A 23,472-nucleotide genomic window follows, 5' to 3' on the forward strand; every position below is an offset into this window, starting at 1 on the left:
CCAGCGACCGGGTCGCTGGTTTTTTTATGGCCGGCTCGCTTAGAGCATGCGGGCCAGGGCACGGCACAGACGCTGGATGCCCTCTTCCGTGGTCGCCTCGTCCACGCAGGAGAAGCTCAGGCGCAGGGTGTTCTGGATCTCGGGGCGCACGTAGAAGGGGGCGCCGGGCACGAAGGCCACCTTCTCCTTGATCGCCTCGTCGAACAGGGCCATGGCGCTGACGCTGGACGGCAGGGTCAGCCAGAGGAACATGCCCCCTTCGGGGCGGGTGTAGCTGACGCCAGGCGGGCAGTGGCGCGTCAGGGCGGCTTCCATGGCGGCACGCTGGCGGCCATAGACTTCCTTGATCTTCTCCAGGTGAGCGTCGAGGGAGTTGTCGGTCAGGAAGCGGTGCAGTACCTGCTGGCTGAAGGCGTTGCTGTGCAGGTCGGTGGCCTGCTTGGCGATGGTGACCTTCTTGCGCAGCCAGTCCGGCACCACCATCCAGCCCAGGCGGAAGGCGGGCACGACCGTCTTGGAGAAGGATCCGAGCAGCACGGTATTGTGGGGGGCCAGCTTGGCGATGGGGGGCAGGTGCTCCCCTTCGAAGCGCAGCTCGCCATAGGGGTCGTCTTCCACCATCAGCAGATCGTGGCGCACCAGGCGCTCCGCCAGGGCCTCGCGGTTGGCGCGGCTGTAAGAGACGCCGCTCGGGTTCTGGAAGTTCGGTACACCGTACAGCAGCCTGGCACTGGTACCCTGCTCCAGCAGCGCATCCAGCGCGGCCAGATCCAGCCCCTCTTCACCCAGGGTGATGGGCTTGAAGTTCGGTTGATAGACGGAGAACGCCTGGATGGCACCGAGGTAGCCCGGCTCTTCGATGATGAGATCCTGCCCCTCGTTGACCAGCACCTTGCCCAGCAGATCCAGCGCCTGCTGGGAGCCGCTGGTGATGAGGATGTTGTCCGGATTGACCTCCATGCCGTGGCGGCTCAGGTAGCGATCGGCGATGTACTGGCGCAGCGGGGCAAACCCCTCGGTAGTGGCATATTGCAGCGCCGCAGCGCCCTGCTCGCGCAGCACATCCTGGCACGCTTGCTCGATGGCCTTGACCGGGAACAGGTGGGGGTTGGGCAGGCCGCCGGCGAAGGAGATGATCTCCGGATTGGCGGCGACTTTGAGGATTTCACGGATAAAGGAAGGCTCGACCTTCTCGAAGCGCTGGGCAAAAAACGGCTGCATAGGGTTCTCTCTGACTAGGTGGCGGTCGCTCCATTCAACCGCCAGGTTATCCGTTTGTATCAGATTTCAGAAATGAGGCAATGGCTGTCACAAAAATCCATAAAAAAGGGCAGGTTTGACACCTGCCCGAATTTTATCGCTTCAACCCTGGCCGGGGGCGCAAAAAGCCCTGCCGGAGAGCCCTGAGTTCAGAGTCCGGGTTCTTTCAGGAAACGGATCATCAGCTCGGTATTGGCCCCGAGCTGCTGCTCGATCCGGCCCGGGAAGAGCTCGGCCATCTTGTCGAGACGGTCGTTGCCGGTATGCCAGATCTTGCCCCACTGGGTCTCGCTGTCCCGATCGCAGGCGCTTTTCGTGGTGGCGTCGTAGCAGTCCCACAGCGCCGGGTTGGTGCTCTGGGAGTAGCCGTCGTAGCCGTCCTCCCCGTTGATGGTGAAGTTGGTGGCCTCCACGTAGGCGATGGGTACTCCCAGGCAGGCGAACGGCGCGTGATCGGACCAACTGCCGGTCTCACCCTCCGGGTAGCCGTCGTAGCTGGGGTGAATGGCGAAGGGGGTGGACGTCTGCCGGGAGATGGCCAGCAGGCGGTCGCGCACCTTGGGATCAAAACTGTAGCGGCTCGGGTCGGCGCAGCTGTACTCGGCCACGTCGGAGTGAGCGGAGTGGACGTAGACGATGTCGCCCCCGGCGATGGTGTCGTAGTTCACCATGGCCAGCAGCTTGGCGACGGCGGCGGTGTCGAGGCTGGCGACATAGGCCTTGGAGCCGTTGAGGCCGTTCTCCTCGGCGCCGAAGAAGGCGAAGCGCACCGTGTAGGGCAGGGTCTGGCCCTTGAGCGCCTCGGCGACCGCCAGCAGGGCGGCGACGCCGGCCCCGTTGTCGGTGGCCCCTTCCGAGCCCTTCTTCTCGCCGGTGCTGTCATAGTGGGCACCGATGAGGATCACCTTGTCGCTCTGGCCCTTGAGCTCGGCGACGATGTTCCGGGAGGTCCTGTCGGTGCCGCCCCGGGTGTAGGTGAAGGGCTGGTTCTGCACCTCGTAGCCCCAGCCGGCCAGGTGGTCCTGGATCCAGGCGGCAGCCCGGGTCTCGGCGTCGCTGCCGGTGGGTCTGGCGCCTATGCCTTCGGCGCTCGAGCTCAGCTGCACCAGATACTCATAGGCCTGGGTCGCGGGTGAGGGGGGCTGGGAGTCGTTGTCGGAGGGGTTGCATCCGGCCAGCAGGGCCGGGATCGCGAAGGCCAACAGGGTTTTCTTCATACTGCAATCCTTTGTTGTGTATGGTTTTATTCTGAGTGAACAGGATGCGCCTGACGCCCGGCAGATTCTGTGAAGGGGGTGGCATTTGTCAACCTGGCCAGCGGAAGTGGTCAGTTCGAGGGGATTTGTTGCGGGAAACACTTGCACCCCGTGCCTATCTTGGGATAATTCGCTCCCCTGTTTTTGCCGATTGATGCAATAACGAGCGATCCATTTATGTCGCCTCTGATCCAGAGCGATGAAAGAACGAGCAATTTACTATGTCTGTGACCCAAGATGTGTTTAACGAAGATGGCAAGTTCATGCGCAAGATCCGCAGCTTCGTCCGTCGCGAAGGCCGCCTGACCAAGGGGCAGGAGAAGGCCCTGGAAGATCTCTGGCCGGTCATGGGCATCGATTTTGAGCAAAAGCAGCTCGACCTGGTCGCGCTGTTTGGCCGCGAGGCCCCCGTGGTGCTGGAGATCGGCTTCGGCATGGGTGCCTCCCTGGTGGAGATGGCCAAGAATGCCCCCGAGAAGAACTTCATCGGCATCGAGGTGCATTCCCCGGGCGTGGGTGCCTGCCTCGGCACCGCCCAGGAGGCGGGTGTCACCAACCTGCGCGTTCTCTGCCACGACGCGGTGGAAGTGCTGGAGCACATGATCCCGAACGGCTCGCTCGCCTGCCTGCAGCTCTTCTTCCCGGATCCCTGGCACAAGAGCCGTCACCACAAGCGCCGCATCGTCCAGCCGGCCTTTGCCCAGGCCATTCGCCAGAAGCTGGCCATCGGTGGTGTCTTCCACATGGCCACCGACTGGGAAAACTACGCCGAGCACATGCTGGAGGTGATGAGCGCCGCCGAGGGGTACGAGAACACCTCCGCCACCGGCAACTGGGTGCCCCGTCCCGAGTGGCGCCCGCTGACCAAATTCGAGCAACGTGGCCACCGTCTGGGCCACGGTGTCTGGGATCTGATTTTCAAACGAGTCAACTGAGTCAACGTATCAACTAAGGAGCTAGCATGGCCAATCGTAGCCGCCGCCTGCGTAAGAAACTGCGCGTCGACGAATTCCAGGAAATGGGGTTCGACATCGGTTTCAACTTCCCGGTCGGCACCGCCGAAGAGACCATTGATGCCGTGGTCGATGCGCTGATCGACGAGGTGATCGAACCTCGCAAGCTGGCTTTCGCCGGCTCCGGTCACCTGGCCTGGGAAGGCATGATCTGCACCCAGCAGCTCGGCAAGTGCACCGAGGAAGACCGCACCGCCGTCAAATCCTGGCTGGAAGGCAAGGGTCTGGAGGCCGTGGTGGTCACCGAACTGTTCGATCTCTGGTACGGCGAGCCGGCCTGATATCAGACTGCCCCGGGCAGATAGAAAAATCCCGCCGTCGGCGGGATTTTTGTCGGTGGGCTGGTCTCACCCCGTCTCACGTCATGGAATTGCCAATGGTGTTGTCATCCGAATTACTGGCCAGCATCCTGGAAGAGGTGCGTCCGCTGCTCGGGCAGGGCAAGGTGGCCGATTACATTCCGGCCCTGGCCCAGGTGCCGGCCGACCGCCTCGGTATCGCGGTCTGTACCGTGGAGGGGGAGCTGTTCACCGCAGGTGACGCCTTCGAGCCCTTCTCCATCCAGAGCATCTCCAAGGCCCTGAGTCTGACCCTGGCCCTCACCCTCTATCAGGAGGAGGAGATCTGGGCCCGGGTGGGCAAGGAGCCCTCCGGCCAGCCGTTCAACTCTCTCGTCCAGCTGGAGTTCGAGCACGGCATTCCCCGCAACCCCTTCATCAACGCCGGTGCCCTGGTGGTGAGCGATCTGCTGGAGACCCGGCTCACCGCCCCGCGTCAGCGCACCCTGGAGCTGGCGCGCCGGCTCTCGGGCAACCCGGCTATCATGGCGGATCAGGTGGTCGCCCGCTCCGAGTACCAGCACTCCGCCCGCAACGCCGCCATCGCCTATCTGATGAAGGCCTATGGCAACTTCGAAAACGAGGTGGACAAGGTGCTGCAGAGCTATTTCAATGCCTGTGCCATCCGCATGAGCTGCGTCGACCTGGCCCGGACGTTCATCTATCTGGCCAACCGCGGCGTCCCGCTCAATGAGACGGCGCCGCTGCTGCCGGCCCGCACCACCAAACAGGTCAACGCCCTGCTCGCCACCTGTGGCCTCTATGACGAGGCGGGCGACTTCGCCTATCGGGTCGGCATGCCGGGCAAGTCCGGGGTGGGGGGCGGCATCATGGCGCTGATCCCGGGGGAGCTGTGCGTCTGTGTCTGGTCGCCCGAACTCAACAAGGCGGGCAACTCCCTGGCGGGGACGGCGGCGCTGGAGCTGCTGGCAGAGCGCCTGGGTCGCTCCATCTTCTAATTTTTCACTAGCATCGAGACAACATCATGAAACGAATGACAGGTGTGTGGCGGGCCGCGCTGGCTGCCTTGCTGCTCTGGAGTACCTGGCCTGCCCTGGCCGCGGAACTGCCCCCCCTCTCCCTGGCGGATGCCAAGGCGAAACAGGCGGTGATCCTGGATACCCGTGCCAGCTACTTCTATCAGGGCTGGCCCATGGAAGGGGAGACCCAGGGGGGCCATGTGGCGGGCGCCGAGCAGCTCTCCGCCGAGTGGAAATACAGTGACGAGGAGTGGCCCAAGGCCCTGGCGAGCAAGGGGCTGAAGGCGGATCTGCCGGTCGCCCTTTACGGCGCCCCGCGGGAAGTGGCCGAGGTGGCCCGCCTGCTGCGCCAGCAGGGTATCAAGCAGCTGTTCGAGCTGCAGGGCTGGAAGGAGGCCCCCCGCGAGCGTCTGGCGCGCTGGCAGCAGCTGGTCCACCCGCTCTGGCTGGCGGACTTGCAGGCGGGCAAGCCGGTCGTCGCCGCGCCCAAGGGGGAGTGGAAGGTCTTCGAAGTGGACTGGGGCTCTCCCAAGGCCTATCTGCTGAGCCACATTCCGGGGGCGGGCTACATCGACACCAACCGGCTGGAAGCGGAGCCGCTGTGGAACAAGGTCTCTGACGAGGCGCTCAAGGCGTTGCTGCTGGAGAACGGCATCCGTCACGATACCACCGTCATCCTCTACGGCCGCAACACCATGGCGGCGGCCCGGGCCGCGCACCTGATGATGTATGCCGGCGTCGAGGACGTGCGCCTGCTGGATGGCGGCCTGGAGGCCTGGTTCGTGCAGCACCTGCGTACCGAGACCGGTCTGGCCAACACCTTCAAGCCGGCCAAGGAGTTTGGTGTCGCCATCCCGGCCCACCCCGAGTACTACACCACCCTGAGTCAGGCGAAAGAGTTGCTCAAGCAGCCGGACGGCGCCCTGGTCAGCGTGCGCACCTGGGACGAGTTCATCGGCAACACCTCGGGCTACAGCTACATCAAGCCCAAGGGCGACATCCCAGGGGCCAAGTGGGGTCGTGGTGGCGTGGACGCCAACAGCATGAGCGACTTCCACAATCCTGACGGCACCATGAAGCCGGCCCGGGAGATCCTCGCCATGTGGGATGAGTGGCACATCGAGCCGACCCAGCAGGCCGCCTTCTACTGCGGCACCGGCTGGCGCGCCTCCGAAGCCTTCTTCTACGCCTGGCTGATGGACTGGAAACGGATCAGCGTCTATGACGGCGGTTGGTACGAGTGGAGCTCGGACCCCAAGAATCCCATCGTCACCGGCGAGCGCAAGCCCGCCCACTGACAGGCAGCCACTGTCGCCAAGGCCGGACCCCTGTCCGGCCTTTTTTATTGCCGCATGCGTGCCGGTGGCGGCGGAACACTACACTTTTGGCGCAGGGACTTCAGATCGATGTGAGGAGTGGCTGATGAAACGGATATGGACTGGTCTGTTGATAGCAGGGATGCTGGGGCAGGGGGCCATGGCGGCCGAGCGGGCTCGTTATCTGGTGCAGTTGAAGCCGGGAGCGGAGGCGGCCGTGCTGGCCCAGAGCCAGGGACTGGGGGGCGAGCTGGCATTGCAACTGCCCGAGCAGCATGCGCTGGCGCTCTGGTTGCCGGGTGCGGCCGCCACGGCACTGGCGCGCAATCCCAACGTGCTCTGGGTCGAACCGGATGCCAAGCGCTATGCCAGTGCAGAGAGCCTGCCCTACGGCATTCCCATGGTGCAGGCGCCGCAACTGAGCGATGCCGCCGCCGGGGAGGTGCTGGTGTGCATCATCGACTCGGGTTACAGCAGCGGCCACCCGGACCTGCCCCAGGGAAACCAGGTACAGGGCTACGACGATGCCGGTACCGGCACCTGGAACAGCGACGAGAACGGCCACGGTACCCATGTGGCGGGGACCATCACCGCCGTGGGGGGCAACGAGACAGGCGTGGTCGGGGTGTTGCCGAAGCAGATCGTGCCGCTGCAGATCGTCAAGGTGTTCGGAGCCAACGGCTGGGCCTACTCCTCCAACCTGGTGGGGGCACTCAATGCTTGCAAGAAAGGGATGAGCAGCCGCGGCTTCACCCGCATGGTCATCAACATGAGCCTGGGGGGCAGTGTGCCGAGCAAGACCGAGGAGCAGGCGTTCAACCAGGCCTACGGCCAGAATGTGCTGAGCGTGGCGGCGGCGGGCAATGCGGGCAACACCAGCAAGTCCTATCCCGCCTCCTACAACAGCGTGGTGAGCGTGGCCGCCGTGGATGCCAGCACGCAGCTGGCCTATTTCTCCCAGCGCAACGATCAGGTGGAGCTGGCCGCTCCGGGCGTCTCCGTGCTCTCCACCGTGCCGTCCGGCTATGCCTATTACAGCGGCACCTCGATGGCGACGCCCCATGTGACCGGAGTGGCCGCCCTGGTCTGGTCGCAGCAGCTGGAGTGCAGCAACGATCAGCTGCGCCAGACCCTGCGCAGCAGTGCCCAGGACTTGGGTACGCTCGGGCGCGACAACAGCTATGGCTACGGCCTGGTGCAGGCGAAGGCCGCGGCAGACAGGCTGGCGCTGGGTTGTGGTCCGGGGACGGGGGGTACAGGCAGCAGCAAGCCGGGTGGGCGCAAGTAGTTGATCCTTTACGTTATATTCCACCATCACAGCAACCGGGTGTATCTGGCTGGGCTAGACTTCAGTCAGGGCCCTCGTGGTGAGGGTGAACAGGGAGGCGAAACAGGCGATGAAACCACTGATGACGTTCCTGGTGTGTGTCCTGGCGCTGGCGGGATGCAGCTCCCAATACATCATGAGTACCCGGGACGGGAAGATGATTACCACCGACAGCAAGCCCAGGCTGGATGACAGCACAGGCATGTATCGTTACTACGATGAAGAAGGGAGGGAGATGCATATCAACAAGGACGACATCACCCAGATCATCGAGCGCTGAGCCGGTCCGTCTGCCCGATTGAGTCATGAGGGGCATCTCGCAGGAGATGCCCCTTTCCATTGCCTGGCGTGTGAATGACGAAGAACGAAGAACGCCCGCTCATGCTTCCCTCACCCTCTCCAAACCGGCATCCGCGCTAGAGATCGATCTCCTCCACCTGGCGGTTGACCTGGCCGGCGAACAGGCGGTGGAAGCGGGAGTCCGGGTTGGCCAGCAGGCTGACCGGCGAGCCTTGCTCCACCACGGTACCGGCCTCCATCACCACCACCTTGTCCACCGAGAGCAGCGGCTCCAGATGGTGGGCGATCACCAGATAACTGGCCTCGGGCCGGTAGCGATAGAGCAGCTCCGCCATCTTGCGCATGCCGCCGTGGTCGAGATCCGAGGTGGCCTCGTCCAGCACGATGAGCGGGCGGCGCGACAGCAGGATGCGGGCGATCACCAGCAGCTGGGTCTCGCCGGCGGAGAGCTGCAGCTTGTCGAGCTCCTCGTCCAGTCGGCCGGCGCAGCGCTCGCCGAGCCCCACCCGGGCCAGTGCCTGCTCCAGTGCCGCGTCGTCATGCCCGGTCAGGGGCGCCAGGTTGGCCCGCAGGGTACCGAAGAAGGTGAGCGGGATCTGGGAGACGGTGTCGTAGAGATCGCGCACCGCCTCCGGGGCTAGCCGGGAGAGCGGCTGCTCGCCGTAGAAGATCTCCCCCTGGGTGGCGGGATACATGGCCTGCAGCACCCCGAGCAGGGAGCTCTTGCCCGCCCCGGTGCGGCCGCACACCCCCACCTTCACGCCGGGGGCCAGCTCGAAGTTGACCCTGTGCAGGGCCCACTGGCTGGCCTGGGGATAGCGCAGCCCCAGGTTGTCGAAGCGCACCGCAGGGTGAGGGGTGGCCAGCGGCTCCCCCCCCTGGCGTTCGCTCTCTATCTCGCTGTATTCGCGCACTCGCTCCACCGCGTTCATCACCTGCTCCACCTCGGCGAAGGTGCGGATGAGGGAGTTGAGCATGGCCGAGGCGGTGAAGGCGTAGGTGATGGCCACGGCCCCCAGCAGTGGGCTGTTGCCAAAGGCCACCATCAGCGCCACGACCCCCACCAGGGAGGCGGAGAGCAGGGTCTGGTGCATGCCGAGCCAGCGGTTGATGGAGGTGGTGGTGTACCAGCTGCGCAGATTGTTGTCGTAGTGGTACAGCACCTGATCCAGGGCGAAGCGCTCGGCCCCGGCCAGGCGCAGGGCGGGGGCGCCGCGTATGGTCTCGCTGATGCTGATGTAGAGCGGGGAGCGCAGCACCGAGGACTGGCGCCGCAGCTTGAGCTGCACCGCCCGGTAGCGGCGCTGCAGCACATAGAGTGCCCAGCCGACCAGGGGGGCGATGAGCAGCAGCAGGGGAATGTTGATGCCGATGACCACCACCTGCAGCGCCACCGACACCAGCATGCCGAACAGCCCCATCAGCATGGAGAGCAGGATCTCCTGTGCCTCCCCCAGATCCCGGTCGAAGCGGTTGAGGATGCGTCCCTGGGGCACCTTGTCGAAGAAGGCCATGGGAGCGCGGCTGATGCGCCCCAGCATGCCGTCGAACAGGGTCCAGGCCAGCTTGAGGCCGAGCTTGTAGTTGATGACCCGCACCACCATGATACAGGCGAGGGAACCCGCTCCCAGCAGCACATAGATGCCGAGCAGGGTCGCGACCTCGCTCACCTCGGCCTTACCGCCGAGCCAGAGGTCCGAGGCGATGCGCAGCCCCTCCTGGCCCAGGGTGAGCAGCAGGGCGATCAGGATGGCACCGGGGGCGGCCAGGCGCTGCCACATGAAGCCGAACAGGCCCCAGTCCACCTTGCCCTCCACCACCTTCTCCTCGCTGAACTGCTCCGCCTCCTGAGGCGGTATCGGAGGGGCGGGCTGCGGGTGTGCGGCGAGATCCGCCAGCTGACGGGCATCGAGCTCCACCAGTCGCCCCTGCTCGATGCGGATCACCCGATCGCAATGGGCCAGCACATCCGGGTCGTGGCTCACCAGCAGCCGGGTCGGCCCCGGTCTGAAGGCGAGCCCCTGCGCCAGCACCTGGGCCGCGACCACGGGATCGAGCGCGGACAAGGGGTTATCCAGCAGCAGGATGTCCGCCCGGGCGTAGAGGGCGCGGGCCAGGGCGACCCGCTGTTGCTGGCCGCCGGAGAGGCGGGTGCCGAGTTCACCCACCAGGGTCTGATCGCCGTGGCCGAGCAGCTCGAGGTCTGCGGTGAGGGCACAGGCCCCCAGCACCCACTGATAGTGCCCCTCGTGCCAGGGCTGGCCGAACAGGATGTTGTTGCGGATGGTGTCGTTCATCAGCCAGGGCTTGTGACCCAGATGGGCGACCCGGCCGTGGCGACGGATCTTTCCTTCGAAGCCGTTGTCGAAACCGGCGACCAGGTGCAGCAGGCAGCTCTTGCCCGCCCCGGTGGTGCCGGTGATCCCCACCAGCTCCCCCGGCTCGATGGCGAGGCTGGCCTCCTGCAGCACCGGTTTTTGCTGGTGCAGGGCGGTGACGTTTGTCATGTGCAGGCTGCCGGTCGGCAGGTTGGGGTCGTTGAGATCCCTGTGCTGCTCCGGGCTGTTGAGGAAGTCGCACAGCCGGTTGAAGCCGGTGTTGAAGTTGATCAGGGTGCGGATGAGGTAGGGCAGCCGCATCATGGGAATGCGCAGCACTGCGAACAGAGCAATGGTGGTGAACACCTGGGGCAGGGTCAGGTTCTGACCCGAGGCCAGATAGGTGGTGAAGGTGGCGAGCGTCACCAGCAGCGGGGTGCTCAGCATCAGGCTCTCGTTGATGGCATCGAGCCTGAGCACCCGGCCCAGCACTCCCAGCTCCTGCTGGCGCTTGGCGTTGGCCGCCCGGGTGAAGAAGGGGCCGAGCCCGTTCTGGCGCACCAGCCGCAGCTTCTTGATGTACTCTGCCAGGATGCCGTTGCGCTCGTCCTGCTGGCGCTTGAGCTGCTGCTCCTGCTGGTTCATGCGGCGCACCACCCGGGTGGAGACGAGCAGCAGCAGGGTCAGCACCGCAAAGCCCACCAGGCCGGCGCTGCCCACCTGCCACACCAGCAGTGCTATGGTGCCGGCCAGCTGCAGTGCCATGGTGAGCGGCATGGCGGGGTCCGCCAGGATCCAGGTAATGTCCCAGACGTCCCGGTTGATGAGGTTCTGCACCCGGCCGCCGGCCCGGTCGTCGAAGCTCTTGCCCCCCTGTTTCATCACCTTGGCGAGCAGGGATTCGGCCAGCAGGCGGCGGATGGGGACGTGCATCTTGAGCGCCAGCTGGAGGGAGTGCTCCGCCAGCATGCCGGCGGCGAGCACCGAGGCAAACAGGGCGAAGGCCAGCAGCAGCTTGTGGCCTGTGCCGGCTCCGCTGCCGAGCTGGGTCATGCTGTGGTTGAGCAGCCAGGGGCTGGCCAGGGTCGCCAGCATGCCGAGCAGTTGCAGCAGGGTGAGCAGGCCGATGCGGCCGCGATAGTGGCGCCAGATGAACGCCATGACGGGCCAGGGGCGCACCGGCTGGCGGGCGGTGAGCGCGAGGAAGGCATCGGCGCGGTCGTCACGCCTGTCTTCCGGCAGCAGGGGATAGAGATCGTCGAGACTGACCTGGGGCTGGATCAGCCCCTTGCGCAGCAGCGGGCCCGTCCAGTGATAGAAGAGGCGACTCAGCCAGCCGGCCGAGATTTCCGGATGATCCAATGGGTGTCCTTATTATTTTGTGTTGCTTCCATGGGCGGGGCGGCTCATGGGCCGCCCTCGATTTGTTGGGTGCGGGGTCGTGCCCGCGCGGGATCAGCGATCCCGATTCAAGCGGATGAGCCTGTCCAGGATCTGCTCGCCATCGACCCGCAGGCCGTTGTGCTCGTACTCGTTGGTGATCCAGGCGCGGCTGTTGCCCAGGCCCTTGAGGGTCTCGCGGCTGTAGTCGAACTCCACGTACATGTCCTCGGCATAGACGGCGCAGGCCACCGGCACCCGGTTGCGAGCCAGCTGCACCGGGTCGTAGAGGGGTCCCCAGTCCGCTTTCTTGGCCAGCAGATGGGCGGCCTCCTTCAGGGGGATGAGCTCGCGGAACTGCTCGAACATCCAGGGGAAGATCATCTCGCCGGTGAAGGCGAAGTCCTTGCCCGGTGACCAGGCCAGGGCAGGGAACTCGCCCCTGACCCGCTCGGCCGCCCAGTTGCTGGCGCTCCCTTCGCAATAGATGAGCTCGTGCAGGATGGCGAACACCGGGTTGGTGTTGAACGGCTGCATGGCCTGCACCTGATAGAGGAAGGCGGGGTTGAGCCGCTCGCCGATGAAGGCGTCTTCCAGCAGGTAATAGAGCGCCTCGAAGGCGCCGGTGGCGCCGAGATCCAGCCCCTGCTGCTGCAACTGCTCCACCGTGAGGCGCTGGCCGTTGGGCAGGCGCACGTCGTGGTGGTGCAGGTGGTTCGCCAGCCGGTTGGCCAGCGCCTGGGCATGGGGGAAACGCTCGAAGAAGGCGCGGTTCTTGTCCGCCACCCGCTGGTAGGTGGCGCGATAGACCTCGTCCGCCGTGCGGCCGATGGGGGCCACCCCGCCGGTGAGGTAGACCTCGTGCAGGCTCCTGGGGAACAGTGAGAGGTAGGTGAGGCTGCAAAAGCCGCCGAAGCTCTGGCCGAGCAGGCTCCAGGGGCGATCCGGGCTCAGCACCTCGCGGATGTATTCGGCATCCCGCACTATGCTGTCGGCGCGAAAATGGGCGAGGTAGTCCGCCTGCTCACTGGGGGTCATCCCCGCCAGAGCGTCGGCGTTGATGGGGCTGGAGTGACCCGTGCCCCGCTGATCGAGCAGCAGCACCCTAAACTCCTGCAGGGCCCGCTTGATCCAGCCGCCGTTTGCGGTGGGACGCGGGGCGCCGAAGCCCGGCCCCCCTTGCAGATAGAGCAGCCAGGGCAGGTCATCGTCCAGCTTGTCCTTGCGACAGAGGGTGCGGCCAAACAGGGTAAGGGGCTCCTCGTCCTCCGGTCGCTGGTGGTCGAGGGGTACGGTGAAGAAGTGTGGCTCGCAATGGATGCCATCCAGCACATAGTGCAAGGGGCTGCTCATCTGGGGTCTCCCTGGGGTCGGCGGAAATCGTCGGCCTCATCATAGCCCTGGTACACAGGCGGGTCACGCCAGTTTTCCTGATTGTTAACAAGCTGATGTGTGACTGTGATGGCGGGAGAGGCGGGCAGGATTATTGTGCCGGGGTCATTGACGGCGTTCACTCCCCGGACAAAGATGAGCGGCCTGCCGAGCGGGCAGGGGTATATGCCCCGAGGGGCATGAAACAGGATGGAGCGGGCTCGATGAAGCCTAGATGGACAAGGTTCAGGAAGAAAAGGAAACAGACGGATCCGGAGGGGGTGTTGCAGGCGGGGTTGCTGGTTTTCAGCGCCACCTGCGGGGCCACCCTGCTGCTGGCGGCCTGCAACGGCGGCTAGCACATTGGCGTAAAAGCCCGCTCAGGATGAGCGGGCTTTTTTCATGCCAGGTGCCTGTCAGTATAGTGAGGACTAGCCTGGAGCCCTTTGCTGGCGCGGGTTTGCGGTATGCCGAGCGCTGCTGCTATGGTCAAATTACGACGAGATCCACAGAGGGAGGCGATCATGAACAGTCGTGAAAAAGTCTTGGCTCATTTGGCCACAGATCACCGGGTTGCAGGATTGACCGCTGGCGAGGCACTGGCCGGCATTAGCCACTCGATGAGTTCGCACCTGCTGCAACAGGATCAGCACTTCTTCCGCCGCCATGCGGATGACCCTTGCCACGAGGTGGCCCGTGCCTGCTCGGCCGGTCACGTGTGGCACGGCGACGAAAACCATTATTAGCCTGACATGGGGAATGACGAATGCAGAAAGGCCCGCTCGATGAGCGGGCCTTTCGAATTTGGCTCCTCCGACTGGACTCGAACCAGTGACATACGGATTAACAGTCCGCCGTTCTACCGACTGAACTACGGAGGAAGAGTCTTGGTGCCCAGAGACGGAATCGAACCGCCGACACGGGGATTTTCAATCCCCTGCTCTACCGACTGAGCTATCTGGGCAACGGCGCGCATTAAACCCTTTCTGGACTGGGGTGTCAACCTTGAAGCCCCAGTTTCTGGCATGTTTTTGCATAGGGTGAACCAAGTGGCGAGATAATATCCAGAGCTGCGAGAGATCTGCGCCATCAATTCATCTAACTGAAAAATCAGGGGGATTCATCGGGCGGGTGATGACCCCAGCCGGTTCTGCATCCACGCGAGTGCGGCATCGACGTCATCGAAGACCGCAACCTCTACACCAGCATCGGCATAGCACTTCCGATAATGGGGCGTCATGATCCTCGAGCCTTCTATCTCGGGGGAGATGACCAACGCCGTTGCCGAGGGCATTTTCATCGACGTGGAGAGCGAGCGCAGATACCCGGTGAGGGAGGAGAGTACTTCGAGGCCCGCCATGGCGCTTTGCTTGAAGACGACCACATCCCCCCACTTTCCCTGTTTGACCAGGGTGTCTATCAGCGGGCTCTCCACAGAGACTGCGGAACCTATCAGCTCCAGATTAAATGGACCAATCGCTTCACATACCAGGATGTTATCCAGAACCACATACTCCACCAGGCCATGGGGACGGAAGCGTTTAGGCTGATGGTCATCGGTCGTGACCCTCTTGCTGGTGGTCATTGGAATCCTTCTTGCAGCGGATTTGCAGGGAGAAAAAGACTAGCACGTCAGCCACGTTGATGAATTGATCTGAAGAGGGAATAGGCAGATACGGGGATGTGCCTGGCGGGAGGGGCGAGTGTCGAGGGAGGGCTCATCCGGTGTCGTGGTGCTGCCGGCATGAAAAAGGGGGCCAGGGCCCCCTTGTCATGAGTGTCGTGCTCAGTGGCGGCTGACGATGATCCGGCCCGTGCTCAGGTCACGGGCCTGACCGGTGACGCTGATCTTGAGCCTGTACTCGGGCAGCAGGCGACCGGCATCCGGTATCTCCTGGCTCTGGTAGCTGCGAGAATCCTTGAACACCCGGTTCGGGGTGATCCAGAAGTCGCGCAGCAGGGAGCCGCTCGGGTGCTTGAGGTTGAGCGGCTGCTGGAAGCCCAGGCTGAAGGTGGCGTCGTGGATCTGGTAGCGGGTACTGGCCACGGCGCCGTCGCTCCACTTGAGGGTACGCTGATCCCCATCCACCACCCCGAGGAAGCCCTCACCCGGGTGGACACCCACCCAGTTGTTGGCCTGGCTGCTGTCCACGTACCAGAGCAGCATGCCCGGCTCGTAGCGCATCAGCTGGTCGGCCACGTTGATGTGGGCCAGCCCCTTGTCCACACCCGCATGGTTGCGCCACTCGGCCAGGTAGTAGTGATCCTTGGCCTCGTTGCCGTCGCTCTTCACGAAGCCGGCGAGGGTGAAGGGGGAGTTGCCTTCGGCCCCGTCGCTCAGCAGGGTGTCGCCATCGGCGAGGATCTGCAGCTCGTCCACAAACAGCCCGTTCTCGGCCACGCCGCCGTCGCTCAGGTATTGCAGGGTCAGGGTGACCTGCTGACCGGCCCAGGGGGTGAGGTCGAACTCGGCATCGGTCCAGCCGTTGGAGTTGCCGGTGATGCCGACCCCGAAACCGATCCCGTTGGGATCGTCGCTGGTGGTCAGGTTGCCCGCGATGGGCTCGCCGTTGACCAGCACCCTGGCGTAGTCGTACCCCTCTTCAATCTGGTACCAGGCCTTGAAGCTCAGGCTGGCGCTCTGTTTGCCGCCCAGATCCAGTGTGAGGCTCATGCGGTTGTCGAGGTTGTTGCCCTTGCCGCCGTGGTACTCGTACTGGCCGGCGTAGGGCGGGTTGAGGGGGACCAGCTTGGCGGGCAGGTTGATGCGCACCACGTCGTCGTTGCGCCCCTTGTCGTTGGCCTGATCCAGCATGTAGACGTTGCCGCGCGGGCCGAGATCGTCGACGTGGACATTGCTGCCGTGCAGCCAGTTGCCACCGAGGGAGGCCTGCAGGTACTCCTTGGCCCAGGGGGAGAAACCGGTTGGCTCGGTGCCGCCGATGACCCCGGCCCAGGAGCCGGAGGACATGATGGACCAGGTCGCCACCGGCTCTCCCTTGCCGGTGTACTTGGTGTCGTACTCGTCCGGCAGCCCGAGATCGTGACCATATTCGTGGGCACAGACCCCGGCTGCCGCATCGATGGGCTGGATGGTGTAGTCGTAGGCGGCAAACTGGCCGCCGAAGTTCTGGCTCGGGCTGTTGGTGCCCGGGATGGGGTAGGGGGCCCCCAGGTTCCAGCGATGGGCCCAGATGGCGTCTTCGCCGAGATCGCCGCCCCCGGCCTCCTCGCCGACGCTGGAGTGGAAGATCATCAGGTGGTCGATGAGGCCGTCCGGCTCGTTCCGGTTGCCGTTGCCGTTGAGATCGTAGCGATCCTCCTGGTCAAACTGGGCGAGATCGATGGAGGGGTCGCCCGCCACCTGGATCAGCGCCCCCTTCACCAGGTCCCGGATGGTGTCAGGGGTGGCGTTGGCACCGTAGTAAGCAGCGTTCTTGCTGGCGGTATACCAGCCCGCCACCTGGCCGCGCACGCTGTAGCTCTGGCCGGACTGCTGCTCGTAGAACTGGCGCATGGAGGTGAACCGCTCGCCGTTCGGGCCGACATAGCCCTTGGACGAGAACAGCAGATCGTTGTAGTGCGACGGGGTGTAATCCGGGTAGTACATCTTGGTGAGCTCGGGGCGCACGCTGTTCTTCGGGTAGTCGGGGAAGTCCACCAGGATGGCGAGGATCTTGTCCTTGCGCATCTTGCCCTGGTAGTGCTCCCGCTCGATAGCCTTGAGCAGCAGGGTTGGCACCCGATCGCCGGGACGGGCGGTGCCGTTCAGGCGGATCTTCTTGAGGATGGTCTCCCGCACCTTGCCCTCTTTCACCGCCAGGGTGCCGCTGCTGCCCTGATAGGCTCGCGACTTCTCGCGATAGAAGCGAGCCAGGGCGGCCTGCTCCTGCTCGGGGGAGGCCAGGGTCGGAATGCGGCCGCTCTTCTTGAGCATCTCCAGCACCTTCACCTCGTCGGCCAGGGGGGCATCGAACGGACCGTGGACCGGGGCGGCCATGGCCTGGTTTCCAATCATAAGGGTTGAGCCGACAAGCAGGCTCATTATTGTTTTATTAGGCATTATCAATGTGCTCCTTCACATGATCAAAAAGGAGCCTGGCGGGCTCCTTTTCCGTGCGGGCGGTGTTTCACCCGCGTCCCTTGATACCTCTGGACGGCGGCCTTGTCATCCTGGCAGGAGAGGAGGAAAACACTGGGATGGGAATTGAATGCGGTGCGGTAATGGGGCTGATGGTCGGTGAGGTAGCCATATCCATTGGGAACTATCCGGATGCTGGGTGGTTACACTTTTTTAACGATGTCGGCGGTCACCACCATTTGGGAGGGAAGGGCGCGGACAGTTATCTTGCCCCATAGATTGAGCCTGCTGCGCTGTGCGGGTATGCTTTGCCGCAATCATGCCCCGGAAACAGGAATGACGTCGCCACGGCGCGTCAACCGGCAGGGGCTGACCTCCATCCAACACCGTCTGGGGTTTATATGAATACCAATCTGCAAGAGTGGCGCGAAGAGACCACCGCCATCGTCAACGAGTTGCTGGCCGATGGCAGCAATCCGGATCTGGATTACGAGATTGAGCACCACTTTGCCTGCCAGAAGTTCGAGCTGCTGGAGAAGGCGGCGGTCGATCTGTTCAAGGCTGGCTTCGAGGTGACCGACGCCGAGGAGATGGAACTGGACGACGGCGCCACCATCTTCTGCTTCGACGCCATGGTGGAGTGCAAGCTGGATATCGAGACCATAGTCGCCGACATCGAGAAGATGCTGCCTATCCTGGAAAAATACGGCGTGGATTACGACGGCTGGGGCACCTACTTCCAGGAGTAAACCGCCCGGCGGACGGAAAGCAGGGCGAGGGGCCCGGATCTTGCGTCCGCCCCGGTGCATAGTGCCACTCCTTGCAAAACGAACAAGGCCACCTCAGGGTGGCCTTGTTCGTTGCCGGCGTGTCAGTCCGTCGGCAACTGATAGTTGCGGGCGAACTCGGCCGGGGGCAGGGGACGGCTGAACAGGTAGCCCTGCAGGTGATCACAACCCTCCTTCACCAGCCAGGCCTGCTGCTCTGCCGTTTCCACCCCTTCGGCGGTGATCTTGATGCCGAGCTCGTGCCCAAGCCCGATGACGGAGCGCACGATGGCGGTGGTGGCCTGGTTCGTGGCCAGCCCCTGGGTGAAGCTGCGGTCCAGCTTCAGGGTCGCCACCTGGAGTCTGGGCAGGTATGCCAGGGAGCAGTAGCCGGTGCCGAAGTCGTCGATGGCGAGCTGGAAGCCCGCTTCGATCAGGCAGGCGAGGTTGCTCTCTATCTCGTCGGCGTTCTCCATCAGTACCCCCTCGGTGATCTCCAGCTCCAGTTGCCAGGGGGCGAGCCCGTGGCGCTCGATGCAGTCGAAGATCTGCGGGCAGAGCTCGGGATCGCGGAACTGCAGCGGCGAGAGGTTGACGGAGAGCACCAGATCCGGCGCCGCCACCTGCCAGCGGGCCAGTTGGGCACAGCCCAGTTCCAGCATCAGCTGGCCGAGCTGGCCGATGAGCCCGAGCTCTTCCGCCAGCGGGATGAACTCGTCGGGGGAGATCATGCCGAATTCCGGATGGGGCCAGCGACAGAGCAGTTCGGCCCCGTGCAGCCGATTGCTGTGGGTGCAGATGATGGGCTGGTAGACGGCGGTCAGCTCGGCCGCCTTGATGGCAAGCGGCAGCTGGGCCGCGATGAGCTGGCGGCGCTTGAGCTTGGCGTCGAGTTCCGGATCGAACAGGGTGCAGTGATGCTGCTGGCGCTTGCCCTGGGCCAGGGCGGCCTCGGCGTGGCTCAGCAGCCGCTCGGCATCCTTGGCCTTGCCATGGGCGATGCCGAGGAACACCGGGATCTGGATCCTGTGCTCCTCCACCTGATACGGAACCATCAGCTCCTCTTGCAGGTTGCGGCTCCACTCGTCCAGAGAGAGGGGGAGCTCGGGCAGCAGCAGGGCGAAGTCATCGGCGGCCACCCGGCAGAGCAGGGACTGGGGCGGCGCCAGGCGTTGCAGACGGCGGGCGACCTGGCTGAGCAGGCGGTCGGCGACCCGGATGCCGAAGCGATCGTTGATCTCGCGAAAATGCTGCAGATCGACCAGCAGCAGGCTGGCCTTGCGGGCACCGAGGTGGCGGCTGGTCTGGAGGAAGTGGGAGAGCTTGAGCAGACCGGTCAGGCTGTCGTAGTGCTGCTCCTGCTGCAACTGGGCCTGGGTGGTGCGCAGTCCGGTGATGTCGCGGCTCAGGGTGAGAATGCCGAGGGAGTTGCCCTCGTCGTCCGGCACTTCGACCCGGGTGATCTCCAGATGGCGTCCCTTGCCCTGGGCTTCCACCACGCAGTACTCCCCCTGTCCCAGGGTCTGCTCGACAGGCAGCCGGGGCGGCACGCGCCGCCCGAGGGCCTCGCCGGCCATGAGCCCCATGAAATCGAGGAAGGCCTGATTGCAGTCGATGAGTACGCCCTGGTGATCCTCGAGGCGAATCAGATCCGGGATGGCATCCAGCAGGCGGCGTTGCAGCAGCTGCTGCTGGCGGTAGGTCTGCTCCAGCTCCTTGCGCTGATCGATGGCACTGATCATGGCGAAGAGGGCAATGGGGTTGCCGTGCTCGTCATAGAGCGGGACCTTGTGGATCTCCATCCAGTTGGCGCCGGCGCCGTTGTGGCAATGGAGCTGCTGATTCAGCAGGGGCCTGCCTTCGGCAAGCAGGCGGTCATCTTCCTCGCGGAATACATCCCCCCAGGGCATCTCGGCATCGCGCTTGCCGATGACGTCGTCCGGGTGCTGCAAACCGGCTTCCCTGGCGAATGCCATGTTGGCAAACAGGTAGCGTCCGCTGGTATCCCGGCAGAAGATAGTCATGGGTAGCTGGTCGATGATCTGCTGCAGCAGCGCCAGGTTCAGGAAAGAATTCACGTGAGCACTCACGGGTGAGATTTCGAGCAAATCTATGATAACAGGCCAGTTTTGTAAAGCTTGGGTTAATAGTCAGTCATTTGTAGCGATCCCTGCTGACAGTCTGTGTCGCGATCGCCATAATAGCCGCCGGTTGGCCTATGGCCTTATGGACGAGAGAAGCAGCATGAAGAAGATAATGGGGGGCGCCCTGGCCCTGTTGATGGTAGGTTGTGCCAGCGACAACAATGGTGGCGAGCAGTACCGCTATACCCCTCCGGTTGCCAAGGCAACCAACAACACCCAGGAGATGGCGATCCCGGTGGATCTGGTATGGGCCCGCGCCGAGAAGTGGTTTGGCGATCATGGTCTGAACATCGAGAACAGTCAGCGCGGTTCCGGCCTGATGACTGCCAACGTCGAGAACTCCGCCGAGGGGCTGGAGTGGCTGGATTGCGGCACCATGGGTTCCAAGGTCGCACTGGGCAACCCCAACCTGCAGATCAACCTGATCATCACCCAGAGCGGCAACAACAGCGTGGCGACCGTCAACGTCAAGGGCAACACCCAGCTCTACTTCGTCGAGTCTTCCGGCGAGCGGGTGCTGGCCCCCTCCATCACTCCGGTGTGCGTCTCCCGCGGCAGCCTGGAGCAGAGCCTGTTCGCCACGCTGGGCAACTGATCTCTGTCAGGCACCATGAAAAAACCCCGTTGCAGGCAACGGGGTTTTTTGTTTCCGGGCGCTGGGGTCAGGGGGTTAGGTCGCCGTGAAACAGCGCCCGCTCGCCGGATTTGAGCACATAGCCCTTCCAGGGATAGAGCTGATAGGCTCCGCCCTGCCAGGACCAGCCTCCCTCTTCCCCCTGACGGGTCAGGCGGATCTGCTCGCCGCCAGGCAGGGTCAGCTCGGCCTCGCTCTGATCGCCACTGAACAGCACGAAGGCGCTGCCGGTCTGGCTGGCGTCGAGCGGTGCCAGCCGCATCGCCTGCTCGAACAGCCGTACGCACTGGCCGGTCAGGGCAGACCACTGGTAGCCCGCACTGCCGATGCAGCCGTGCTTGTCGCGGTCTGCACCCACGGTGGGGGTCTGCGCTGTGGTGCAGGCCGCCAGCAGCAGGGAGGCGGCCATCAGGGTCAGGGTGCGCATGCTTACTCCTTGGGATCCCGCTCGATGACGATGTTGGAGAAGCCCAGCTCCTTGAAGTAGTTCTCCCGGTAATCCTTCACGCTCTTCTTGTCGCGGCGGCACACCTGGGCCAGCTGCTCTTCCATGGCGTGGAAGCGGGAGAGGTCTATCCCCTCGGCGGCGGCAACGGCGTCATAGATGCTGTTGAACTTGTCGTTGGCGTAGCCAATCTCCCGGGCCTGCTTCTTGTAGGTGTAGGTAATCTTGAACGCCATGGCGTCACTCCTTCTCTTTGGCCTGCTTGCGCTGAACGTACAAGTAGAGGCTCTCCACTTTTTCCCGTGCCCAGGGGGTCTTGCGCAAGAACTTCAGGCTGGACTTAAACACTGTGGGAGCCTGCCTGTTTCGCCTGCTTGCGCTGGACGTACAGATAGAGGCTCTCGACCTTTTCCCGCGCCCAGGGAGTTTTTCGCAAGAATTTCAGGCTGGACTTGATGCTGGGATCCTGGGTGAAGCAGCGGATAGCGATCTCCTGCCCCAGCTTTTCCCAGCCGTAGTGGGCAACCAGGGCGGTGACGATGGCTTCCAGCGTCAGCCCGTGCAGCGGGTTGTTCTTCTGAGAAGAGACGGGCTGATCGCTCATGCCTGCTCCGCCAGCTTGGCAAAGGGTTGGCCCATGCGGGTGGTGACCCCGTTGGCCAGGTGGGGTTCGAAGCCCGCCAGCATGCCCGGGCCAAACAGGCAGACGACTGTGCTGCCGAGCTTGAACAGCCCCATCTCGGCGCCTTTTTGCAAGGTGATGGCCTCGTCGCCGGTGTAGTCCCAGCGCACCACTTCCTTCTGCTTGGTCGGCGCGATATTGCCGGCCCAGATGGTTTCGATGCTGGCGACTATGGTCGCACCGACCAGCACCAGCGCCATGGGGCCATGGGGGGTGCGGAAGGTGGCGACCACGCGCTCGTTGCGGGCAAACAGGTTCGGCACGTTCTCGGCGGTGAGCGGGTTGACGGAGAAGAGATCCCCCGGCACGAACACCATGCTCTCCAGCACGCCGTCCAGCGGCATGTGGATGCGGTGGTAATCCTTGGGCGCTAGGTAGATGGTGGCGAAGTCCCCATCCTTGAACAGTGCCACCAGATCCTCATAGCCGCCGAGCAGCTCGCGGGCGCTGTAGTCGTGGCCCTTGGCCTGGATGATGCGGCCCTGATGGATGGGGCCGAGCTGGCTGACGGTGCCATCCACCGGCAGGGCCAGGGTCATGGCGTCCTCGACCACGGGGCGGATGCCGGGCTTGAGCTCGCGGGTGAAGAAGGCGTTGAAGCTCTTGTAGTGGGCCGGACTCTCGTGCAGCGCCTCGCTCATGTCGACCTGGTACTGCTTGATAAAGGCCTCGATCACCCTGGTGGTGAGGCTGCCGGCTTCGGCGGCGGCCAGCTTGCCGATCAGGCGGGAGAGGGCGTGTTTGGGCAGACAGTATTGACCGGCAATCTTCAGGTTGTCAGTAATGCTCATGTTCGTCATCGATTTGGTTGAATAAGGGTCACAGCCGCGCCTGTTGGCGACCGTGGCGGGCTTCCTGCATGGTTTCCAGGATGCGGTGATAGTTGTGGAAGCGATCGGCGCTGATGGCGCCACCGTCGACGGCGGCCCGCAGGGCGCAGCCGGGATCGTCCTTGTGGGTACAGTCGCGGAACTTGCAGCCACCCAGGTAGTCACGGAACTCGACGAAGCACCAGGTGATGCGGTCGGCTTCAAGGTGCCAGAGGGCAAACTCGCGGATCCCGGGGGAGTCGATGAGATCGCCGCCGCTCGGGAAGTGATAGAGCCGCGCCGTGGTGGTGGTGTGCTGGCCGAGCCCCGAGTTCTCGGAGATCTCGCCGGTGAGCACGTCGAGCCCCGGCATCAGGGCGTTGGTGAGGGACGACTTGCCCACCCCGGACTGGCCCACGAAGATGCTGATCTTGTCGGTTAGCGCTGCCTTGAGTGCATCGAGGCCTTCGCCGCTCTCGCAGCTCACCAGCAGCACTTCGTAGCCGAGTTTGCGGTAGGTCTCGAGCTGGCCTTCGACGCGCACGCGGGCGGCATCGTCCAGCATGTCGACCTTGTTCAGCACGATGAGGGGGCGTATCTCCACGTCTTCTGCCGCCACCAGATAGCGGTCGACGATGTTGGTGGAGAACTCGGGCATCACCGCCGAGACGATGATGATCTGGTCGATGTTGGCGGCGATGGGTTTGACCCCGTCGTAGAAGTCCGGCCGGGTCAGTACCGAGTGACGCGGGTGCACCGCCTCGATGACGCCGGCGGTCGCGGCATTGAGGCCGGGGCGCCATACCACCTTGTCGCCGCACACCAGGCTGCTGATGCTGCTGCGCCGCAGGTTGCTGCGGTGGATGGTACCGTCGCTCGCTTCCACGTCTGCATGCTGGCCGAAGCGGCTGATCACCACCCCCTCAATGGCGGGCCCGAACAGGGTGTCATCCACCACAGTGGTGTGCTCTTTTTGCAGTCGCCGCTCGCGGTTGGCCTGGACGCGCCTTTGTTGACCCAGATTGAGTTTTGCTTTCTTTGCCACGGGGTT

Annotated in this window: 22 protein-coding genes, 2 tRNA genes and 1 pseudogene; 10 read left to right on the plus strand and 15 right to left on the minus strand. The window is 64.0% G+C overall.

Going from position 1 to position 23,472, the window contains the following annotated elements:
• Positions 1-39: 39 nt before the first annotated feature.
• Positions 40-1,221, minus strand: a complete 1,182-nt coding sequence (locus I6L45_RS10500) for a PLP-dependent aminotransferase family protein (protein ID WP_043762438.1) — start codon at positions 1,219-1,221, stop codon at positions 40-42.
• A 188-nt stretch (positions 1,222-1,409) separates the two neighbouring features.
• Complete coding sequence (locus tag I6L45_RS10505) at positions 1,410-2,477, minus strand: M28 family metallopeptidase (protein WP_216982036.1); 1,068 nt, start codon at positions 2,475-2,477, stop codon at positions 1,410-1,412.
• Between the two features lie 260 nt (positions 2,478-2,737).
• Between I6L45_RS10505 and trmB the strand changes: the two genes are divergently transcribed.
• The 6 genes from trmB to I6L45_RS10535 all read left to right on the plus strand — a co-directional run bounded on the left by trmB (position 2,738) and on the right by I6L45_RS10535 (position 7,770).
• Complete coding sequence (trmB, locus tag I6L45_RS10510) at positions 2,738-3,451, plus strand: tRNA (guanosine(46)-N7)-methyltransferase TrmB (RefSeq protein ID WP_043762435.1); 714 nt, start codon at positions 2,738-2,740, stop codon at positions 3,449-3,451.
• Between the two features lie 26 nt (positions 3,452-3,477).
• On the plus strand, positions 3,478-3,810 hold the full coding sequence (locus tag I6L45_RS10515) for a YggL family protein (protein ID WP_043762434.1): 333 nt from the start codon (positions 3,478-3,480) through the stop codon (positions 3,808-3,810).
• Between the two features lie 95 nt (positions 3,811-3,905).
• Positions 3,906-4,826, plus strand: a complete 921-nt coding sequence (gene glsB, locus I6L45_RS10520) for a glutaminase B (RefSeq protein ID WP_167576899.1) — start codon at positions 3,906-3,908, stop codon at positions 4,824-4,826.
• Between the two features lie 26 nt (positions 4,827-4,852).
• Complete coding sequence (locus I6L45_RS10525) at positions 4,853-6,145, plus strand: rhodanese-like domain-containing protein (RefSeq protein WP_210549006.1); 1,293 nt, start codon at positions 4,853-4,855, stop codon at positions 6,143-6,145.
• A gap of 124 nt (positions 6,146-6,269) precedes the next feature.
• Entirely contained in the window at positions 6,270-7,451 is a 1,182-nt protein-coding gene (locus I6L45_RS10530) for a S8 family peptidase (RefSeq protein ID WP_216982037.1), read from the plus strand.
• 109 nt (positions 7,452-7,560) lie between these two features.
• Positions 7,561-7,770: a YgdI/YgdR family lipoprotein gene (locus I6L45_RS10535; protein ID WP_043762427.1), complete on the plus strand. Its 210-nt coding sequence runs from the start codon at positions 7,561-7,563 to the stop codon at positions 7,768-7,770.
• Positions 7,771-7,906: 136 nt separating this feature from the next.
• Here I6L45_RS10535 and I6L45_RS10540 read toward each other — a convergent pair whose 3' ends face one another.
• Together I6L45_RS10540 and I6L45_RS10545 are read right to left on the minus strand one after the other, a co-directional pair.
• Positions 7,907-11,470: an ATP-binding cassette domain-containing protein gene (locus I6L45_RS10540; protein ID WP_216982038.1), complete on the minus strand. Its 3,564-nt coding sequence runs from the start codon at positions 11,468-11,470 to the stop codon at positions 7,907-7,909.
• Positions 11,471-11,563: 93 nt separating this feature from the next.
• A complete protein-coding gene (locus I6L45_RS10545) occupies positions 11,564-12,841 on the minus strand; it encodes an alpha/beta hydrolase (protein WP_216982039.1) in 1,278 nt (425 codons plus the stop codon).
• A 242-nt stretch (positions 12,842-13,083) separates the two neighbouring features.
• Between I6L45_RS10545 and I6L45_RS20140 the strand changes: the two genes are divergently transcribed.
• Positions 13,084-13,218 (plus strand): hypothetical protein, encoded by a 135-nt coding sequence (locus tag I6L45_RS20140; RefSeq protein WP_081843827.1) that lies wholly within the window; start codon positions 13,084-13,086, stop codon positions 13,216-13,218.
• A gap of 165 nt (positions 13,219-13,383) precedes the next feature.
• Positions 13,384-13,605 (plus strand): hypothetical protein, encoded by a 222-nt coding sequence (locus I6L45_RS10550; RefSeq protein WP_081843829.1) that lies wholly within the window; start codon positions 13,384-13,386, stop codon positions 13,603-13,605.
• A 59-nt stretch (positions 13,606-13,664) separates the two neighbouring features.
• On the opposite strand, the gene I6L45_RS10555 is transcribed toward I6L45_RS10550, so the two are convergent.
• The 4 genes from I6L45_RS10555 to I6L45_RS10570 all read right to left on the minus strand — a co-directional run bounded on the left by I6L45_RS10555 (position 13,665) and on the right by I6L45_RS10570 (position 16,922).
• Positions 13,665-13,740: transfer RNA gene (locus I6L45_RS10555), tRNA-Asn, on the minus strand.
• Between the two features lie 7 nt (positions 13,741-13,747).
• Positions 13,748-13,823 (minus strand) — tRNA-Phe (locus I6L45_RS10560).
• A 156-nt stretch (positions 13,824-13,979) separates the two neighbouring features.
• The gene (locus tag I6L45_RS10565) at positions 13,980-14,444 is read right to left on the minus strand and encodes a hypothetical protein (RefSeq protein WP_216982040.1); all 465 of its coding nucleotides are present in this window, start codon (positions 14,442-14,444) and stop codon (positions 13,980-13,982) included.
• Between the two features lie 201 nt (positions 14,445-14,645).
• On the minus strand, positions 14,646-16,922 hold the full coding sequence (locus I6L45_RS10570) for an immune inhibitor A domain-containing protein (RefSeq protein ID WP_216982041.1): 2,277 nt from the start codon (positions 16,920-16,922) through the stop codon (positions 14,646-14,648).
• Between the two features lie 419 nt (positions 16,923-17,341).
• Between I6L45_RS10570 and rraB the strand changes: the two genes are divergently transcribed.
• A complete protein-coding gene (gene rraB, locus I6L45_RS10575; protein ID WP_197068428.1) occupies positions 17,342-17,689 on the plus strand; it encodes a ribonuclease E inhibitor RraB in 348 nt (115 codons plus the stop codon).
• A gap of 122 nt (positions 17,690-17,811) precedes the next feature.
• Here rraB and I6L45_RS10580 read toward each other — a convergent pair whose 3' ends face one another.
• Complete coding sequence (locus tag I6L45_RS10580; RefSeq protein WP_216982042.1) at positions 17,812-19,785, minus strand: bifunctional diguanylate cyclase/phosphodiesterase; 1,974 nt, start codon at positions 19,783-19,785, stop codon at positions 17,812-17,814.
• A 166-nt stretch (positions 19,786-19,951) separates the two neighbouring features.
• Between I6L45_RS10580 and I6L45_RS10585 the strand changes: the two genes are divergently transcribed.
• On the plus strand, positions 19,952-20,446 hold the full coding sequence (locus tag I6L45_RS10585; protein ID WP_025325936.1) for a hypothetical protein: 495 nt from the start codon (positions 19,952-19,954) through the stop codon (positions 20,444-20,446).
• Between the two features lie 67 nt (positions 20,447-20,513).
• Here the strand turns inward: I6L45_RS10585 and I6L45_RS10590 are convergent, their stop codons facing one another.
• From I6L45_RS10590 to rsgA, 6 genes and pseudogenes are all read right to left on the minus strand, one after another.
• Complete coding sequence (locus I6L45_RS10590; RefSeq protein ID WP_216982043.1) at positions 20,514-20,912, minus strand: hypothetical protein; 399 nt, start codon at positions 20,910-20,912, stop codon at positions 20,514-20,516.
• A gap of 2 nt (positions 20,913-20,914) precedes the next feature.
• Entirely contained in the window at positions 20,915-21,166 is a 252-nt protein-coding gene (locus I6L45_RS10595) for a DUF2960 domain-containing protein (RefSeq protein ID WP_043762415.1), read from the minus strand.
• 4 nt (positions 21,167-21,170) lie between these two features.
• Positions 21,171-21,272, minus strand: a pseudogene (locus tag I6L45_RS10600) (VF530 family DNA-binding protein); the annotation flags it as partial.
• Positions 21,271-21,534 (minus strand): VF530 family DNA-binding protein, encoded by a 264-nt coding sequence (locus tag I6L45_RS10605; protein WP_216982044.1) that lies wholly within the window; start codon positions 21,532-21,534, stop codon positions 21,271-21,273. The pseudogene I6L45_RS10600 and the gene I6L45_RS10605, both read right to left, overlap by 2 nt.
• Positions 21,531-22,403, minus strand: coding sequence for an archaetidylserine decarboxylase (gene asd / locus I6L45_RS10610; RefSeq protein ID WP_216982045.1), 873 nt, complete (start codon positions 22,401-22,403; stop codon positions 21,531-21,533). The genes I6L45_RS10605 and asd overlap by 4 nt, the downstream gene beginning before the upstream one ends.
• A gap of 28 nt (positions 22,404-22,431) precedes the next feature.
• Positions 22,432-23,466, minus strand: a complete 1,035-nt coding sequence (gene rsgA, locus I6L45_RS10615) for a small ribosomal subunit biogenesis GTPase RsgA (RefSeq protein ID WP_216982046.1) — start codon at positions 23,464-23,466, stop codon at positions 22,432-22,434.
• Positions 23,467-23,472: the final 6 nt, after the last annotated feature.

Source organism: Aeromonas sp. FDAARGOS 1415 (assembly GCF_019048365.1).
GTDB classification, from domain to species: Bacteria; Pseudomonadota; Gammaproteobacteria; order Enterobacterales; family Aeromonadaceae; genus Aeromonas; species Aeromonas taiwanensis.

Bases quoted from the DNA above. Each gene is read 5' to 3' on its own strand.
- I6L45_RS10595 (WP_043762415.1), bottom strand. From the start codon at position 21,166: ATGGCGTTCAAGATTACCTACACCTACAAGAAGCAGGCCCGGGAGATT.
- I6L45_RS10525 (WP_210549006.1), top strand. From the start codon at position 4,853: ATGAAACGAATGACAGGTGTGTGGCGGGCCGCGCTGGCTGCCTTGCTG.
- I6L45_RS10545 (WP_216982039.1), bottom strand. From the start codon at position 12,841: ATGAGCAGCCCCTTGCACTATGTGCTGGATGGCATCCATTGCGAGCCA.
- trmB (WP_043762435.1), top strand. From the start codon at position 2,738: ATGTCTGTGACCCAAGATGTGTTTAACGAAGATGGCAAGTTCATGCGC.
- rraB (WP_197068428.1), top strand. From the start codon at position 17,342: ATGAATACCAATCTGCAAGAGTGGCGCGAAGAGACCACCGCCATCGTC.
- asd (WP_216982045.1), bottom strand. From the start codon at position 22,403: ATGAGCATTACTGACAACCTGAAGATTGCCGGTCAATACTGTCTGCCC.
- I6L45_RS10585 (WP_025325936.1), top strand. From the start codon at position 19,952: ATGAAGAAGATAATGGGGGGCGCCCTGGCCCTGTTGATGGTAGGTTGT.
- I6L45_RS10515 (WP_043762434.1), top strand. From the start codon at position 3,478: ATGGCCAATCGTAGCCGCCGCCTGCGTAAGAAACTGCGCGTCGACGAA.
- glsB (WP_167576899.1), top strand. From the start codon at position 3,906: ATGGTGTTGTCATCCGAATTACTGGCCAGCATCCTGGAAGAGGTGCGT.
- I6L45_RS10500 (WP_043762438.1), bottom strand. From the start codon at position 1,221: ATGCAGCCGTTTTTTGCCCAGCGCTTCGAGAAGGTCGAGCCTTCCTTT.
- I6L45_RS10565 (WP_216982040.1), bottom strand. From the start codon at position 14,444: ATGACCACCAGCAAGAGGGTCACGACCGATGACCATCAGCCTAAACGC.
- I6L45_RS10505 (WP_216982036.1), bottom strand. From the start codon at position 2,477: ATGAAGAAAACCCTGTTGGCCTTCGCGATCCCGGCCCTGCTGGCCGGA.
- I6L45_RS10605 (WP_216982044.1), bottom strand. From the start codon at position 21,534: ATGAGCGATCAGCCCGTCTCTTCTCAGAAGAACAACCCGCTGCACGGG.
- I6L45_RS10535 (WP_043762427.1), top strand. From the start codon at position 7,561: ATGAAACCACTGATGACGTTCCTGGTGTGTGTCCTGGCGCTGGCGGGA.
- I6L45_RS10550 (WP_081843829.1), top strand. From the start codon at position 13,384: ATGAACAGTCGTGAAAAAGTCTTGGCTCATTTGGCCACAGATCACCGG.
- I6L45_RS20140 (WP_081843827.1), top strand. From the start codon at position 13,084: ATGAAGCCTAGATGGACAAGGTTCAGGAAGAAAAGGAAACAGACGGAT.
- I6L45_RS10590 (WP_216982043.1), bottom strand. From the start codon at position 20,912: ATGCGCACCCTGACCCTGATGGCCGCCTCCCTGCTGCTGGCGGCCTGC.
- I6L45_RS10530 (WP_216982037.1), top strand. From the start codon at position 6,270: ATGAAACGGATATGGACTGGTCTGTTGATAGCAGGGATGCTGGGGCAG.
- I6L45_RS10570 (WP_216982041.1), bottom strand. From the start codon at position 16,922: ATGCCTAATAAAACAATAATGAGCCTGCTTGTCGGCTCAACCCTTATG.